The sequence below is a fragment of the Rhodococcus sp. PSBB066 genome, from assembly GCF_017068255.1.
In the GTDB taxonomy this organism is placed as follows: domain Bacteria; phylum Actinomycetota; class Actinomycetes; order Mycobacteriales; family Mycobacteriaceae; genus Rhodococcus; species Rhodococcus aetherivorans.
Genome location: NZ_CP070859.1, coordinates 2,237,788 through 2,253,009, shown reverse-complemented (window position 1 = coordinate 2,253,009; position 15,222 = coordinate 2,237,788). Strand labels below are relative to the sequence as shown.

General features: G+C 66.2%; 14 protein-coding genes. 3 read left to right on the top strand and 11 right to left on the bottom strand.

Going from position 1 to position 15,222, the window contains the following annotated elements:
- Positions 1-4: 4 nt before the first annotated feature.
- The 8 genes from JYA75_RS10545 to JYA75_RS10510 all read right to left on the bottom strand — a co-directional run bounded on the left by JYA75_RS10545 (position 5) and on the right by JYA75_RS10510 (position 9,294).
- Positions 5-883: an ABC transporter permease gene (locus tag JYA75_RS10545; protein ID WP_006930741.1), complete on the bottom strand. Its 879-nt coding sequence runs from the start codon at positions 881-883 to the stop codon at positions 5-7.
- Positions 883-1,779, bottom strand: a complete 897-nt coding sequence (locus tag JYA75_RS10540; protein ID WP_006930742.1) for an ABC transporter permease — start codon at positions 1,777-1,779, stop codon at positions 883-885. Before JYA75_RS10540 ends, JYA75_RS10545 begins: the two co-directional genes overlap by 1 nt.
- A gap of 151 nt (positions 1,780-1,930) precedes the next feature.
- Positions 1,931-2,974 (bottom strand): ABC transporter ATP-binding protein, encoded by a 1,044-nt coding sequence (locus JYA75_RS10535; RefSeq protein ID WP_203329985.1) that lies wholly within the window; start codon positions 2,972-2,974, stop codon positions 1,931-1,933.
- A gap of 561 nt (positions 2,975-3,535) precedes the next feature.
- A complete protein-coding gene (locus JYA75_RS10530) occupies positions 3,536-4,588 on the bottom strand; it encodes an alpha/beta hydrolase (RefSeq protein WP_203329984.1) in 1,053 nt (350 codons plus the stop codon).
- Between the two features lie 78 nt (positions 4,589-4,666).
- Complete coding sequence (locus JYA75_RS10525; RefSeq protein ID WP_338109681.1) at positions 4,667-6,259, bottom strand: 4Fe-4S binding protein; 1,593 nt, start codon at positions 6,257-6,259, stop codon at positions 4,667-4,669.
- Between the two features lie 543 nt (positions 6,260-6,802).
- Positions 6,803-7,438, bottom strand: coding sequence for a TetR/AcrR family transcriptional regulator (locus JYA75_RS10520; protein WP_006936621.1), 636 nt, complete (start codon positions 7,436-7,438; stop codon positions 6,803-6,805).
- A gap of 343 nt (positions 7,439-7,781) precedes the next feature.
- The gene (locus tag JYA75_RS10515) at positions 7,782-9,023 is read right to left on the bottom strand and encodes a cytochrome P450 (protein ID WP_203329982.1); all 1,242 of its coding nucleotides are present in this window, start codon (positions 9,021-9,023) and stop codon (positions 7,782-7,784) included.
- Between the two features lie 25 nt (positions 9,024-9,048).
- Positions 9,049-9,294 (bottom strand): ferredoxin, encoded by a 246-nt coding sequence (locus JYA75_RS10510; protein ID WP_203329981.1) that lies wholly within the window; start codon positions 9,292-9,294, stop codon positions 9,049-9,051.
- A gap of 355 nt (positions 9,295-9,649) precedes the next feature.
- On the opposite strand from JYA75_RS10510, the gene JYA75_RS10505 reads away from it, so the two are divergent.
- Complete coding sequence (locus JYA75_RS10505) at positions 9,650-10,528, top strand: SDR family NAD(P)-dependent oxidoreductase (protein WP_203329980.1); 879 nt, start codon at positions 9,650-9,652, stop codon at positions 10,526-10,528.
- 258 nt (positions 10,529-10,786) lie between these two features.
- Here the strand turns inward: JYA75_RS10505 and JYA75_RS10500 are convergent, their stop codons facing one another.
- A complete protein-coding gene (locus JYA75_RS10500) occupies positions 10,787-11,056 on the bottom strand; it encodes a cyclophilin-like fold protein (RefSeq protein WP_203329979.1) in 270 nt (89 codons plus the stop codon).
- Between the two features lie 131 nt (positions 11,057-11,187).
- Entirely contained in the window at positions 11,188-12,228 is a 1,041-nt protein-coding gene (locus tag JYA75_RS10495) for an NAD(P)-dependent alcohol dehydrogenase (protein ID WP_203329978.1), read from the bottom strand.
- A 196-nt stretch (positions 12,229-12,424) separates the two neighbouring features.
- Between JYA75_RS10495 and JYA75_RS28785 the strand changes: the two genes are divergently transcribed.
- Positions 12,425-12,745, top strand: coding sequence for a hypothetical protein (locus JYA75_RS28785; protein WP_239010566.1), 321 nt, complete (start codon positions 12,425-12,427; stop codon positions 12,743-12,745).
- 366 nt (positions 12,746-13,111) lie between these two features.
- Here JYA75_RS28785 and JYA75_RS10485 read toward each other — a convergent pair whose 3' ends face one another.
- On the bottom strand, positions 13,112-14,134 hold the full coding sequence (locus JYA75_RS10485; RefSeq protein WP_203329977.1) for a zinc-dependent alcohol dehydrogenase family protein: 1,023 nt from the start codon (positions 14,132-14,134) through the stop codon (positions 13,112-13,114).
- A 150-nt stretch (positions 14,135-14,284) separates the two neighbouring features.
- On the opposite strand from JYA75_RS10485, the gene JYA75_RS10480 reads away from it, so the two are divergent.
- The gene (locus JYA75_RS10480) at positions 14,285-15,178 is read left to right on the top strand and encodes a helix-turn-helix transcriptional regulator (protein WP_203329976.1); all 894 of its coding nucleotides are present in this window, start codon (positions 14,285-14,287) and stop codon (positions 15,176-15,178) included.
- The last annotated feature ends 44 nt before the right edge of the window (positions 15,179-15,222 follow it).

Below are 15,222 nucleotides of genomic sequence, written 5' to 3'. Positions count from 1 at the left end.
CCCATCATCCCTTGAAGACCAGTTCGGGGCTCAGACCCCAGATGGCGACCGTCATCAGAAAGTTCAGGACGACGATCGCGACGAGGCTCGCGCGGATCGCACGTCCGGATGCGGCTCCGACCCCAGCCGGACCACCGGATGCGAAATACCCGTAATAGCAATGGATCATCGTGACGACACCACAGAAGATCAACGCCTTCACCACGGATGCGGCCAGGTCGGGCACATTCAGGAATTGGGCGAAGTAGTGGTCGTAGGTGCCCTCCGGCTGTGCGTGGAACGTCTTGACCACCAGACCACCGGTGACGAAGCTGACGACGAGAGCCATGAGGTAGCCCGGAAGCACGACGAGCATGCTTCCGATGAGCCGCGGTCCGACCACGAAGGGGATGGCTTGGAGTCCGATCGACTCGGTGGCATCGATTTCCTCCGAGATCCGCATCGAACCGATCTCGGCCGTCATGCGGCATCCGGCCTGGGCGGCGAATCCGATTCCCGTGATGATGGGGGCGATCACACGGACGTTGCCGAACGAGCCGATGATGCCGGTCAACGCGCCGAACCCCAGAAGGTCGAAGGCCATGAACGCCTGGATCGCGACGACGGCGCCCACTGCGATGCCGAGGAAGAACATCAGGCTGATCACGCCGCCGTCCACCACCAACGACCCGTTGCCCCAGGCCATGTTGTTCATCGTGGTGAGAGTTTGCTTGCGGTAGTGACGGGCAGTCTTGGGCAGCAGGTAGACGGTCTTGCCGACGAAGAGCGCGATCTGTCCGACTTCCTCGACGCTCGCCCGGATCCGGCGCGTCGCCGTGCCGGTGATGCGTACGGGGAACGTCGGCGCGGTCGCGCCGCGATGTGCTGGAGTATTCGTCGCCATCATGCCAACCGTGCCGGGAAGAACATCATCTGCAGCTGGCTCACGACAAGATTCGCCGCAAAGATGCAGAAGACGCTGAGCACGACCGACGCGTTGACGGCATTGGCAACGCCGGTCGGCCCGCCCTTTGCCTCGAGTCCCCGCAGTCCGGCGATCAACACCACCATCGCGGCGAAGATCACCGACTTCAGCACCGAGAACGCGAGATCCGTGGGCGTGGCGAACGCGCCGAACGACTGCCAGAAGCTGCCTGGGACGACGTCGTTCACGTTCGCGGAGATCAACAGGCCCGCCGAGACTCCCGCTGCGATGATGATGATGCACAGCATGGGAGCGATCGCGATCATCGCAAGGAATCGCGGGACTACGAGTCGCTGCACGGGGTCGATACCCATGACCCGGATCGCTTCGATCTCTTCGCGGATCGCTCGCGCGCCGAGGTCCGACGCGATAGCGGATGCGGCCGCACCGCTCATGAGCAACCCGGCGGCCATCGGCGCTCCCTGACCGACGACCCCGAGGCCGCTCGCCGCGCCGGCCAGTGAGTTCGCACCCACCTGGTTCATGATGCCGCCGACCTGAACGGACACCTCGGCTCCGATCGGGACGGCCATCAGCAGGGCGGGCAGCGCCGTCACCTTGAGTAGCTTCCACATCTGCTCGACCACCTCGCGTACCGACAGTCTCAGTGCAATGGTGTCCTCGATGCAGTAGCGCACGACGTTGCCACCGAGCCTCGCAGACCGGCCGATGGTTGCGAGGCTCTGGGTCGGTTTGTTCGTGACGTAGCCGCCGATCTTCCGGAGTACGACATTCCGCCGCCAGGGGATCGGCTCCTGATCCCGACGCTCCGGCGGCGTCTCTGTCTCTACCGGCAGCGCCGGACCCGTCCTCATCGCTCCCCCATCAGGGGTTCGACGGCAGTCGTCCTACAGTCCCGCCTTCTCACAGGTCAATACCTTTCTCGTTCGTGGCCACCCGGGGTGGCGCAACAGTTGCCGGCGTGAACTCGCCGCGGCCGGTCTCGACCGTGCGACTGGCGCCGCGTCACAGCGCTACTCGTGGGAGCACCGTCGTCGGGGCCTCTGATCCGATGAAATCCGACATTGTGTTCTCGTGTTCGAAGGATTCGAGGATGGCCTGCTGGGCGGCCTCGGGCAGGGTGTGCAGGATGTGCCGCACCCGCTCCTGCCGGCGGGCGACGGCCTGCCGCTCGGGCATCCCCGGGGTGGCCTTCATCTGCGGCACGATGCCCTCGACGTCCTCCACCCCACCGGCGTGGTGCCCGGCGTCGACGAGGGCCTGCTCCTGCGCCATCGTCGCCTCGTCCTTCTCCTCCGACATCCCGATCGGCCCGATCATCGTGCCGCCCAGGAACTGCTTGACCACCGGCTCGTCGCTGGTGAGCAGCACCTCGCGCGGACCGAACATCACCAGCTCCCGGCGGAACAGCATCCCGATGTTGTCCGGCACCGTCCGCGCCAGGTTGATGTTGTGCGAGACGATCAGGATCGTCGCGTCGATCTCGGCGTTGATGTCGATCAGCGTCTGGCTGATGTAGGTGGTGCGCACCGGATCCAGCCCCGAGTCCGGCTCGTCGACCAGGATGATCTGCGGATCGAGCACCAGCGCCCGCGCCAGCCCGGCCCGCTTGCGCATGCCGCCGGAGATCTCGCCGGGCAGCTTGTCCTCGGCGCCGAGCAGACCGACGAGCTCGAGCTTCTCCATCACGATCTTGCGGATCTCGGACTCGGACTTCTTGGTGTGCTCGCGCAGCGGGAACGCGACGTTGTCGTAGAGGTTCATCGACCCGAACAGCGCACCGTCCTGGAACAGCACCCCGAACAGCTTGCGGATCTCGTAGAGCTCCTTCGAGGAGCACTGCAGGATGTCGGTGCCGTCGATGACGATCGAGCCCCGCTCCGGCCGCAGCAGACCGATCAGCGACTTGAGGAACACCGACTTGCCCGTACCCGACGGGCCCAGCAGCGCCGACACCTCACCCGCCGGCAGCGTCAACGTCACGTCCTGCCAGATCCGCTGAGACCCGAAGGACTTCGTCAACCCCTCGACAGCTAGTTCGACTCCCACGATTTTCCTCCCGTTCGCCGGCACGGCCTCCGAACGCATTGGTCACGATTGCAGGCTGCCGATTGTCTCGTCCCAATTGGACTCCCCCGGAGTGCTTATCGATCGAAACGCTCTTCGAACACTCCGGCGGGATGTGTGATCCAGACCTCGATTGCATGTAACTATGAGTCAGACTACGAAAATTGTCAATTGTTGGTCGCCGACGGCAGGCCATCCCGAACTAGTCCAATAAGGCTCTGCCGGAGCTGAATTGACCGGCACACCGCGAGCAGCACCTTCGTGCAGGATGACATCGGCTTGGCCACAACGGTATAGACGGAAAGCAACAGCAATAATGCACTCGCACAGCTCGATCGAATGTCATTTGTCCTTGTCGGAACGTTCAGCAAGCCGTCGCCGACCGCGATGAACCACAGCGCCGGACAGAGCGCGATCAATTATCCTGCAAACAAGGCATTATCGGCCGGCGTGGACATCCCCACAGAGGCCAGACGGGCATGTGCGCCTACGTAGCCCGTTCGCGGAGATGCCGGCAATCGAAGGAAATCTCGTCGCGGTTGTTCACCCGGCGCGCCTCCTGCCGGCGTCGTGGGCGAACCCGCGCTGGATGAGCCGGTCCAGCGCACCGACGACGACCTCGGGGAACTCCAGCTGGACCAGGTGCCCGGCCCCGCGGACCCGCTTGAGCTCGACGTCCGGCAACGCCGCCGCGAGCTCCTCGGAGCCGGAGAACGGGATGATCATGTCGGCGTCCCCGCACAGCACCAGCACGGGCACCTGTCCCAGCACCGGCAGTGCCGCGGATTCGTCGTGCGACTCGAGGGTGCGCAGGAAGTTCACGATGGTCAGCACCGAGGTTTCCGCCAGCATCCGGTCCGAGAATTCGACGAGCTTCGGGCTGACCACCGTCCCGTAGGACGCGGCACGCAGGATCGGCGCGATGATCGCCTTGGCGGCACCGCGGGCGTACTGCACGAATCCCGGCGCGGTGCGGGCCAGATGCCGGAACGCGTCGATCACCGGGTTCTCGAGGTTACGGCCGATGCCGGTCTTGGTCAGCCCGGCGGCGGTGGTGGCGAGCAGGCCCACCCCGACGATGCGTTCGTCGAACAACTCCGGGCGCTGGGCGGCCAGGGCGATGGTCGTCATCCCGCCCATCGAGTGCCCGACCACGACCACCGGGCCGGTCGGGGCGACCGCGTCGACGACCGTGCCCAGATCGCGGCCGAGCTGGGCGATGGTGCAGGACTTCGACCTCGACACGGCGGATTCCCCATGGCCGCGCTGATCGTAGAACACCATCCGCACGTCCTTGCCCCACCGCTCCTGCAGATGGCGCATCTGCAGATGCCAGGACTGCATGCGCAGGCAGTACCCGTGCACGAACACGATCGTCAGCGGCGCCAGCGCCGAACCCACCTCCCGGACGGCGAGGTCGACGCCGTCCTCGGTACGCACGGTGCGCTTGGGCAGCGCGAGCATCGCGTCGAAGTCTTCCTCGCCGTAGATCTCGTGCGCGGGCAGGCCCGCGGTGCGCACCGCGTACAGCCCCGCGCTCGAGCCGAGCGTGGCCAGGCTCGCACCCAACAGCCCCAAACTGCCCAACAGCGTCATCGCCGCTCGCCTCCTCCGCCACCGACGCAGGTGCGAACTGCACGGGCCGGTGGATTGTGTCCCTGGTGGTCTCGTTCGTCAGGTGACAGCGACCCGCTCGGGTTCGCAGGTGCCGGCACGAACCTTGGACCCTTGCGCTACGTCCACCATGTCGTCTCTGCTCACGATCTTGACCCTGGGCCGTCCCGCACTTCTTCCCAGGTTCCGCTCGTGGTTGTCGATGTTCTTCCACCCCTTCAGGTCGAGCCGCTGAGGTTGCCGGAGGGCGACGAGATCGTCGAACTCGGCCGTTCCCGCTCCGGGAGTCGCCAGGCGGCCACCGACGAAGTCGGCAACGATGCGGCGCGCGGTCTCGATCGAACACGACTTGTTCGTTCCGATCACCCCGGTCGGTCCGCGTTTCAGCCATCCCGCCACGTACGCCCCGCGCACGGCCTGCCCTGTTCTCGGATCGATGACAGCTCCCGCATCGTTGGGCAGCACCCCGCGCACATCGTCGAAGGGCAGATTGCCGACCGTGGCGCCACGGAACCCGATGGAGCGCAGAATGAGTCCCGACTCGATGGTCTCGTAGAAGCCTGTGGGTTCGACCGTCGATCCGGCACCGTCGAGTGCGGCGACGTTCCGCTCGACACGGATGCCGGTCGCTCGCTCGGTACCCAGTATTTCCACTGGGGTACGGAGGAATTGGAGATGAATCCGGCGGTTGCCGGTGCCGGATTCAGTCGTGCCGTAACCATCGAGGACCGCATGCCTCATACGCGTGAGAGAGTCCTCTGCGTCCTTGCGATGCACGATCTCGGAGGTTGTGACGTCCACGCCGGCAAGGTTGCCGAGACCGATCAGCTCGGGGGTGCTGAAGGCGGCGCTGTCCGCGGCACGCCGCCCGAGCACGATCACCTCTCGTATTCGGCTTGCGGCAAGTGCTTCCAGGGCGTAGTCCGCGATGTCGGTCTTCATCAGGCGACTGACGTCACTGACCAGTATGCGCGCGGCGTCGAGTGCTACGTTTCCGTTCCCGATCACGACTGCCCGGCTGCTGGAGAAGTCGAATTCGGCGCCGGCGAAGTCGGGGTGGCCGTTGTACCAGGCCACGAATTCGCGAGCGGAGTGGACTCCCGGCAGGGCCTCTCCGAGAATTCCGAGGGCGCGATCGCCCGCAGCTCCGCTCGCGTATACGACCGCATGATGATGGGCGAGCAGTTCCTCGTGCGAAATGTGCCTTCCGATTTCGACATTGAGGTACGCAATGCAGTTCTTTCGCCCTAGCGTCCGCGCGAAGGTCCCGACTACGTCCTTGGTTCGACCGTGGTCCGGTGCCACCCCGTAGCGGACGAGGCCCCCGATTACCGGCAGCTTCTCCACCACGGTGACCAGCACGTCGAGGCCTTTGGTGGCCGTCAGCTCGTCGGCGAGGTAACAGGCGGACGGTCCGCTTCCGACAATTGCGACGCGGAGCGTCTCGGACGCGGACCGGATCGTCGGCCGCTCCGCCCCGGGAAGTCCGATTTGCCTCGGTTGTATCGGATTGTCTTGGTAGTAGGCGGCGTTCAGGTCCGGAAACGCCTGCATCTCGGGCGTCATGTCCCCTTCCGGAACGATGGCGTCGACGGGGCATTCGTCCACGCACGCGCCGCAGTCGATGCACGTTGCCGGGTCGATGAAGAGCATCTCGGTGCGAGCGTAGGCCCGCTCGTCCGGCGTGGGATGGATGCAATCGACTGGGCACACCGAGACGCAACTGGCGTCGTTGCAGCATGGCTGCGTGATTACATGAGCCATTGGCGACCTGGCTTTCTGTCGGGCCGACTCGACCGCGACGGCAATGCCGTGAACAGCAGGTGACAGATATCATATTTTGTCATTTGACCGAACGTCAACCTACGTGGGCCGGGACCTTTTCATCCGGAGCCGAGGGCCGGCTCGGTCGTGCCGCAGCACTCCGCGCCCGCGGTGCACGCGAAAGCCGGGTGACGCCTCTTCCCCGCCGGGGCTCTCACGCCACCCTTCCAGCCGAGACGTGGCTCGCTCTTACACATGACAATTTTCGTATTTCGTTATATCGCGTGGGTGCGAGCCACGCAAGAGGGACTTTCGCCTCTTGCGGGGTCGCTTAGAATTCGGGCCTGCTCACCGAGCGGCACTCCGGGGCGGACACGCGAAAGGCCCCGAAGCGCAGCGCGCCTCGGGACCCCTGCCGATAGTATTCGTGGTTCAGTTCAGACGAGCGTCGGCCGCAGACGTATCGGTGACGATTCCCGGCAGCATGAACTTGGTCAGCAGTCGTCGATGGTCGGCATCGTCTCCCTGGTCGAAGTCCATTCGTCCGACCAGTATCAGCTCTACCAGAGTTATCCACTCGGCGATCTCGTCGTCGGAAACCCCTTCGCGGACCTCCCCGCGCTCGCGCGCTTCGTCCATCAGCGGCGCCCACATCTCGTGCGTGAGCCGCTTGGCCAGGCCGGAGCTGCCGAGTAGCGCCGTCGCCATGTCCATGTGTTCGGGGCTGACGATCAACCGAATGATCGGGTCCTTCCGCCCCCGGTCCACCAGAAAGATGAGACCGTCGACCACCTGCTCGGCGAAGGTCTTCCGCTTTCGCAAATACGCACGTGCCTGGTCGAACAAACGGCGTGAGCGGACTTCGATGACTGCTGCGATCAAGGTGTCGCGATCGCGAAAATAGCGGTAGATCGTTGGCCGGGAGACGCCGGCCTCCTTCGCGACATCGTCCATGGTGGTCTTGACCACCCCGTACCGCTGGAAGGCCGTTTCCGTGGCCTCGAGGATCTGAGCACGCGCCTCCTCGGCGTCCTCACTGAGGACACTCCCGTTCCGTCGTCGCGCCATGCCGCCTCCCGCAAACTCGGCGAATCACCGATAAATTCGTGTTCATGATACAAGGGCCGGATTTCGTCCGCTGTCCCCACCTCATGCCTCTGCCGACCGTGGCGCAGGCGTGCGGACGAGCCGGTTCCCCGTGGCGGCGGCGCACGACGGATCAGTGAGCGGTTCACACCCGAGGCCGGTGGACATCTGCCTCGAATTGCAGACCGGAGGTGCTGTGGATATCGGTTCTGTGTTCGCAGCGACTCATTCGTTCCGGGCGTGCGGCGATGTCGATCGGTGACGTTCGAGCGGCGGGGCATGCGTGCGCATACCCCGCCGCTCGAGCGCCGACGTCGAACCGTTCTTACGCCTCCGGTGTGAATCGGATGGGCAACCGCATGCACCCCCGCACCTGGGTGGCGTGCAGGAGAGGCGGCTCCTCGGAAATCAGGTCGTAATCGGGAATCCGTCGGTGCAACTCCTCGAGGGCGAGCGACAGTTCGATTCGCGCCAGGTGGGAGCCCAGGCACCGGTGGGGACCCGAGCCGAAGGAGAGATGCCGATTCGGGTGACGTTCGAGCTGAAGCTCATCCGGGTCGTCGAATTCCTCGACGTCACGGTTGGCCGAACAGAGCATGAGGATGAGCTGATCACCCTTCTTGATCTGCACACCACCGAGTTCGACGTCGCGAGTCGCACAGCGCCCGGGCACCACTGCGGCCTCGATCCGAAGGATCTCTTCGACGGCACTGGGTATCAGCGATTCGTCGGCGATCAGGGCTTCGCGCTGGTCCGGATTGTTGACCAGGTGAATAACGCTCCACGCCAGCGAACCCTGCACCGTGTGCAGTCCCGCGATGAGCAGCAGGAAGAACATGCGGTTGAGCTCTTCGTCGGTCAGCAGCCGCTTTCCGTCTTCGAGCTCGACCTCGGTATGAATCAGAGCGGACGTGACGTCCTCGCCGGGCATCTTCCGCCGCTGGTCGACCATGTTCTGGAAGTAGCCGAGCATCTGCATTCCGGCGGCCGCGCGCGCCTGCTGGGACTCCTCTTCGCCGGCACCCGGCTTCCCCATCAGGATGGTGTCGGTGGCCTCGGTGAACATCGGCGCGTCCGCGAGTGGCCAGTCCATCAGCGCCAGGAACACCCGGGCCGGCAACTCGTGAGCGAATTCGGAGATGAACTCCGCCTGTCCCCGGGCGGCGAATCCGTCGATGAGTTCGTTGATCACTCCACGGATCTGCTCGGTCAGTGCCTTCATGCGATTGGGTGAGAACAGCGGTTGCAGCGCCGTGCGATAGCCGGTGTGCTCCGGGGGATCGAGCTCGATCGGGATGAACTTGCCCATGCCGCCCGGTCCGGTAACGAGGTTGTTCGGGTAGCTCGAGAACGTCTCGGGATCGCGCAGGACTTCGTGGATCTCCTTGTAGCGCGTGACGATCCAATGTCCGCCATGCGCTGTCGAGTAGACCACCGGGCCCTTCGCCGCCAATTCGGCGGCCTTGTCCTGAACAGTGTCGACCGGGCCGGCCAACGACGGATCGTAGATGTCGAAGTCGACGACGAGCTCTTCAGGAGCGGCGCCGGCAGCTGTCGTGCTGGTCATGGTGAGTTCCTCGATCACAGTAGGGTCAATTGAATTCGATGCTCAGGGCGCGTTCCGGGCATACCAGGGCCGCCGACTCGGCGGCGGCGATTTCCTGATCGGTACTCAACAACGCCTTCAGCACGACCGGATCTCCCGCGTCGTCGCAGTCGAGTATCTGCGGAGAACGGCCGTAGCACAGTCCGTGTCCGGCGCAGGCCGAACGGTCCACCACCAGTCGCGGCACTCCGGCCCGGCTCGGCGGGGCAAAGCTGTTGTCGTGCAGTGTCATATGAGCTCCTTGCTCGAACAAGGGCCGCCTCCCTGCACGGACGGTGTCGGCAGAGGACAGCAGGAGGTCTCACGGGAGCGACGGGGCGCGTGATAGCCATCCGGCGCGCCCGGCCCCTCTGTGACTCACATTACGACCAGTTACATATTACGTCAATCGATATTTGTCATATGTTGACTGTCCGCGCCACGGCTCCTATAGTTTGTGACACGCTCCACACCAAGCACCCGTGCGGCCCCCTCTCACTCCACCCCTGGGGACCACCTCTGCCTTGTCGCCCGCACCACGGGGACCGTACGCGCCCAACAACTTCCGTCCACACATCGGACAAGAACCAGAACGGGAAAGGACAATCATGGGACGCCTCCCAGACAAGGTCGCTCTCATCACCGGAGCGGGGTCCGGCCTGGGACGCCAGTGCGCTCAACTCTTCGCTTCCGAAGGCGCAAAGGTGGCGGTGGTCGACATCGACCCGGAGCGCACCAAGGGAACCGTGGAACTGATCGAGCAGCACGGCGGCGACGCCATCGCAGTGACTGCGGATGTGCGCAGGGAACAGCAGGTGATCGACGCCGTCGCGGCGACGGTCTCCGCCTTCGGCAAGCTCGATATCGCCTTCGCCAACGCCGGCGTGGTCTCCCGCGGTGGCGTGCCCTCGGTCGCCGGGGGTGAGCAGGTCGAATTCGAGGATCTGACCGATGCCGACTGGCAGGACGTGTTCGGCGTCAACCTCTCCGGTGTTTTCTACACCGCCAAGGCTGCGGTTCCCGCCCTTCGGGCCAACGGCGGCGGTGTCATCCTGGCGACCTCGTCCGCCGCCTCGTTCGTGGCGTACCACAGCATTGCGATGTACTCGGCCACGAAGGCGGGAGTGAACGGCCTGGTGCGGGGACTGAGCCTGGACCTGGGCAAGTACGGCATCCGGGTCAACGCGATCGCTCCAACGCACGGCATGTCGCCGAACTTCCTGGCGCCGGCCGGAACCCCGGTGGTGGGACAGTCCTACGAAGAGGTCGCCGGCCCCTGGGATCCCGGCATCTCCCCCATCCCCCTCAAGCTGAATCGGCCACCGTCACTGATGGACAACGCGCGCGCAGCGTTGTTCATGGTCTCCGACGATTCGGCCTACATCTCCGGCGTCACGCTGCCCACGACGGACGGTGGCACGCTCGCTCGGGTCAGCATGTGGTTCCCCGAAGACCAGGGCACCCCGACGCTCGACACGGACGCCTGAGACCGAAGACGGCGAAGGGTGGGACCGTGAGGTCCCACCCTTCGCTCCCTCGGAATCCCACTGCGAGCACGCGCAGCAGTGCGGACAGCCCGGCGACCGAACCGGCGATCCCCCTACCTCGAGTCCAGGTATGTCGTCACAACCAGGATCAAGATGACCAATCCGAAGACGACTACCTCCTGACGGCGGGTATGGGTCTCGCACTGGCGCTCCGGGTCTTCCACGTTCTTACGAAAGCTCATGGGCCGCTCCCCCGGTTCAGTCCCCCACATGCTCGATTTCCACCAGGAGGTCGCCGGTGTGCTGCCCGGGTGGGGCGCCGGTGATCGACAGGGACGTGGGTAGCTCGGCGACCTTTTCCACGGATCCGAAGTCGGTCATGGTGAGGGTCAAAGGGAGCTGCGCGAGGAGGTCGCGACCGGCAGGGGTGTCCGACAGCGTTCCCGTCAGGCGTTGCCCGTCGACGATGAGTGCGATACGGATGCGGTCCCACTCGTCGTCGACGGTGGGCTCCGGAGACTGCTGCACGCGGCTGCAAGGGTTACGAGAGCCAGCGACAGCGACACGTGCACTGCACGAAAGCGGGTGTCCATCGGGCTTCCTTCGGCGTGGTGGTTCGGGCGCGCCCGTGCATGCGCTCAGGTACTCCGGGCTGCAGATCAACCGAGGGTGGCGGTGTCGATGACGAACCGATAGCGGACATCGGACGCCAGGACGCGCTCGTAGTCGTCGTTGATCCGGTCCGCGGGGATGACCTCGACGTCGGCGCCGATGTCGTGTGCGGCGCAGAAGTTGAGCATCTCCTGGGTCTGGCGGATGCCACCGATCATCGAGCCGGCGTAGGAGCGGCGGCCGCCGATGAGGGAGAAGACGTTCAGGCTGAGGGGTTCGGCCGGGGCACCGACGTTGACCAGGGTGCCGTCCACCGCGAGCAGACCGAGGTAGTCGTCGACATCTATGGCGGCACTGACCGTGTTGACGATCAGATCGAAACGGCTCGAGAGCTGCTCGAATGTGGCCGGATCGCTGGTGGCGTGGTAGTGGTCGGCACCGAGCCGCAGGCCGTCCTCCCGCTTCTTCAACGACTGGGACAGCACCGTCACCTCGGCTCCGAGGGCGTGGGCGATCTTGACGGCCAAGTGCCCCAGACCGCCGAGACCGACGACGGCGACCTTCGTGCCCGGTCCGGCGTTCCAGCGCCGCAACGGCGAGTAGGTGGTGATGCCGGCGCACAGCAGCGGCGCAGCGGCCGCGAAGTCGAGCGTCTCGGGCACGGAGAGCACGAAGTCGGCGTCGACGACGACATGGGTCGCATAGCCGCCCTGGGTGGTGGTGCCGTCCCGGTCGACGCCCGCGTAGGTGGGGACCATGCCGTCGAGGCAGTACTGCTCGTCGCCGTTGCGGCAGTTCACGCACTCGCGGCAGGAGTCGACCATGCAGCCCACTCCGACGCGGTCACCGACCCGGTGGCGGGTGACGTCGGCACCGACCTCGGCGACGAGACCGACGATCTCGTGGCCGGGGACGAGCGGGTAGGGCTGGGGTCCCCAGTCGCCGCGGACGGTGTGGATGTCGGAGTGGCAGATGCCGGCGTACTTGATCTCGATGAGCACGTCGTTGGGTCCGACGTCCCGTCGTTCGATGACCGTCGGGGCCAGCGGCGCGGATGCGGACGAGGCTGCGTAGGCATGGACACGCATGGAGGCTTCTCCTCTGAGTGGAATTGCGGTGGTTTCGGGCCGGGCTGAAGGTTCAGGCGAACGCACGGTGTTCCGGCGTGCCGGCTGTCGGTGGGCGGAGCAGGACGTAGCCGACGAGGCCGAGCAGGGCTGCCGTGACGGTGACGACGCCCAGCGGCACCGCGGTCTCCGGGCCGGCCAGGCCGACGAGGGGGCGGTGACGCCACAGAATGCGAACCGGGCCAGCCCCAGCAGCGAGGCGGCCGAGCCGGCGACCTCGGGATGGTTCTCCAACGCGAGGGACGTCGACGGCGGGGTCGTGACCGCCACCCCGCTGACCATCGTGAGCAGCGAGACGACCATCGCGGCCAGCGGCAGGTGTGCGGTGGCGGTGGCGGTGAGCAGCACGCCACCGGCGCCGGCCACCACCGTGATCAGACCGACGACCAGGGCGCCGTGGACGGACCACCACTCCGCGATTCGGCCGGCGAGTAATCCGAAGACCATGAATCCCAACGAGTTCAGCCCGAACGCTTAGGAGTAGCCCTGCGGCGACAGGCCGTAGATGCCCTGCAACACGAACGTCGCGCCGCTGAGATGGGCGAACAGGGCGGCGTTGACGAACCCATCGTGGACCTGGCCAGGAACCGGGGCCGGAAATCCTCTACCGCGATCACCGCATGCTGGGCGACCACCCGCCGCGCCTCGTGCCGGTCCGCCCCGCGGCCTTCTGCTGGATCTTTGCCGCCTGCTTGCGGGACCGCCGGTAGCCGTTCGACGCCGGGCGTCCCTTGCCCGGTCGCCGGCGCGCCATCGTGCGTTGCGCCTTGGCCAGCAAAGAGACGTTGTCGCGGGTGACGACGAACGAGGCGTACCAGTGCCCCAGCGGATCCCGGCGCGGAGGTCAGGGGCGGAGCAGCACCTTGATCGCGCGCCGCTCGTCCATGGCCTTGTAACCGTCGGCGGCCTGACCGAGTGGCAGCTCGAGATCGAACACCTTGCCCGGGTTGATCTTTCGATTCCATATCAGGTCGATCAGCTCGGGCAGGTACTGCCGGACCGGTGCCGGACCGCCGTGCAGGTGCACGTGCGAGAAGAACAGCTCCTCGCCGGGCAGCTGCACGTCGTGGGCGACCCCGACGTAACCGACGTGCCCGCCGGGCCGGGTGGACCGGATGGCCTGCATCATCGACTCCTGGGTGCCGACGGCCTCGACGACCGAGTGCGCGCCCAGCCCGCCGGTGAGCTCCTTGATCCGGGCCACGCCCGCGTCACCCCGTTCGGTGACGATATCGGTGGCACCGAACTCGCGGGCCAGCCGCTGCCGGGGTTCGTGACGGCTCATCGCGATGATCTGTTCGGCGCCGAGCTGCTTCGCCGCGAGCACCGCGAGCAGACCGACGGCGCCGTCGCCGACGACCGCGACGGTCTTGCCCGGTCCGGCCTCGGCGGCGACGGCACCGAACCAGCCGGTGCCGAGGACGTCCGAGGCGGCCAGCAGAGACGGGATGAGGTCGGGTTCGGGCATGCCCGGAGTGGCCACGAGCGTGCCGTCCGCGAGGGGGACCCGCAGGAACTCGGCCTGGGAACCGAGGCTGCCCATGAGCACCCGGTGGACGCACGAGCTCTGATACCCGGCGCGGCAGATCTCGCAGGTGTTGTCGGACGCGAAGAACGAGCCGACGACGAAGTCGCCGACCTTCACATTCGCGACGTCCGCGCCGATCTCCTCGACGATGCCGACGTACTCGTGACCCATGGGGATCGGGCCGTCGTAGGTTTCGACACCGCGGTAGGGCCACAGGTCCGAGCCGCACACACATGCCGCGGAGAGCCGGAGGATCGCGTCGGTGGGTTCGACGAGGGACGGACGGTCGCGTTCCTCGACACGGACGTCGCCGGGGGCGTACAGGATTGCTCCACGCATGACGGTGCTCCTTGTTCGCACGAGATCTGATGTGGGTGTCCCGGCTGTTTTCCGGGCCGATTCCATGGAACACCGCGCACCACCCCCGCGGGAGGTCGCGTTCATGGGGGGTACAAGCACAACCTCCCACGACGCCGCACCGGACGTACCGTGGACGGCGTGGACAACCGCGCCGATATCCGCAGCTTCCTCGCCACCCGGCGGGCCCGGCTGACCCCGCAGCAGGTCGGGCTGCCCGCCGGCGGCGGGCGCCGCCGGGTCCCCGGATTGCGGCGCGAGGAGGTCGCTGTGCTGGCCGGGGTGAGCACGGAGTGGTACACCCGCCTGGAGAAGGGCCACATCGGCGGCGTCTCCGAGGACGTCCTCGAGGCGGTCGCCCGGGCACTGCAGCTCGACGAGGCCGAACGCACCTACCTGTTCGACCTCGCCCGCGCCGCCCGGCCCACCCACCGCGCACCCCGCGCCCGCAAGCAGGCCCAGGTGCGGCCGAGGGTGCAGTGGATGCTCGACTCGATGACCTCCTCCGCCGCGTTCGTCCGCAACGGGCGCATGGACATCCTCGCCACCAACGCGCTCGGCCGCGCGCTGTACTCGCCGATGTTCGCCGACGACCGCAGAACCGCCAACATCGCCCGCTTCCAGTTCCTCGATCCCGGCGCTCGCGACTACTTCCCCGACTGGGACGGCGCCGCAAACGTGACCGTGGCACTGCTGCGAGCCGAGGCCGGCCGCGATCCCCACAACAAGGACCTGCGTCAGCTCGTCGGTGAACTCTCCACGCTCAGCGACGAATTCCGCGCCCGGTGGGCAGCACACAACGTCCGCATCCATCACGCCGGGAACAAGCAGTTCAACCACCCGGTGGTCGGCACGCTCGACCTCGTCTACCACTCCCTCGACCTGGCAGCGGACGACGACTGGGTCCTGGACCTGACCATCTACACCGCCGAACCCGGAACCGACTCCGAAGACCGGCTCAAGCTTCTCGCCAGCTGGGCCGCGACTCATCTCCCGGCCCACCCGGCGACCGAACCGACCAGCTGACACGGACGGACGGCACCCGCGACGTTCGGTCGATCCTGCCGTCC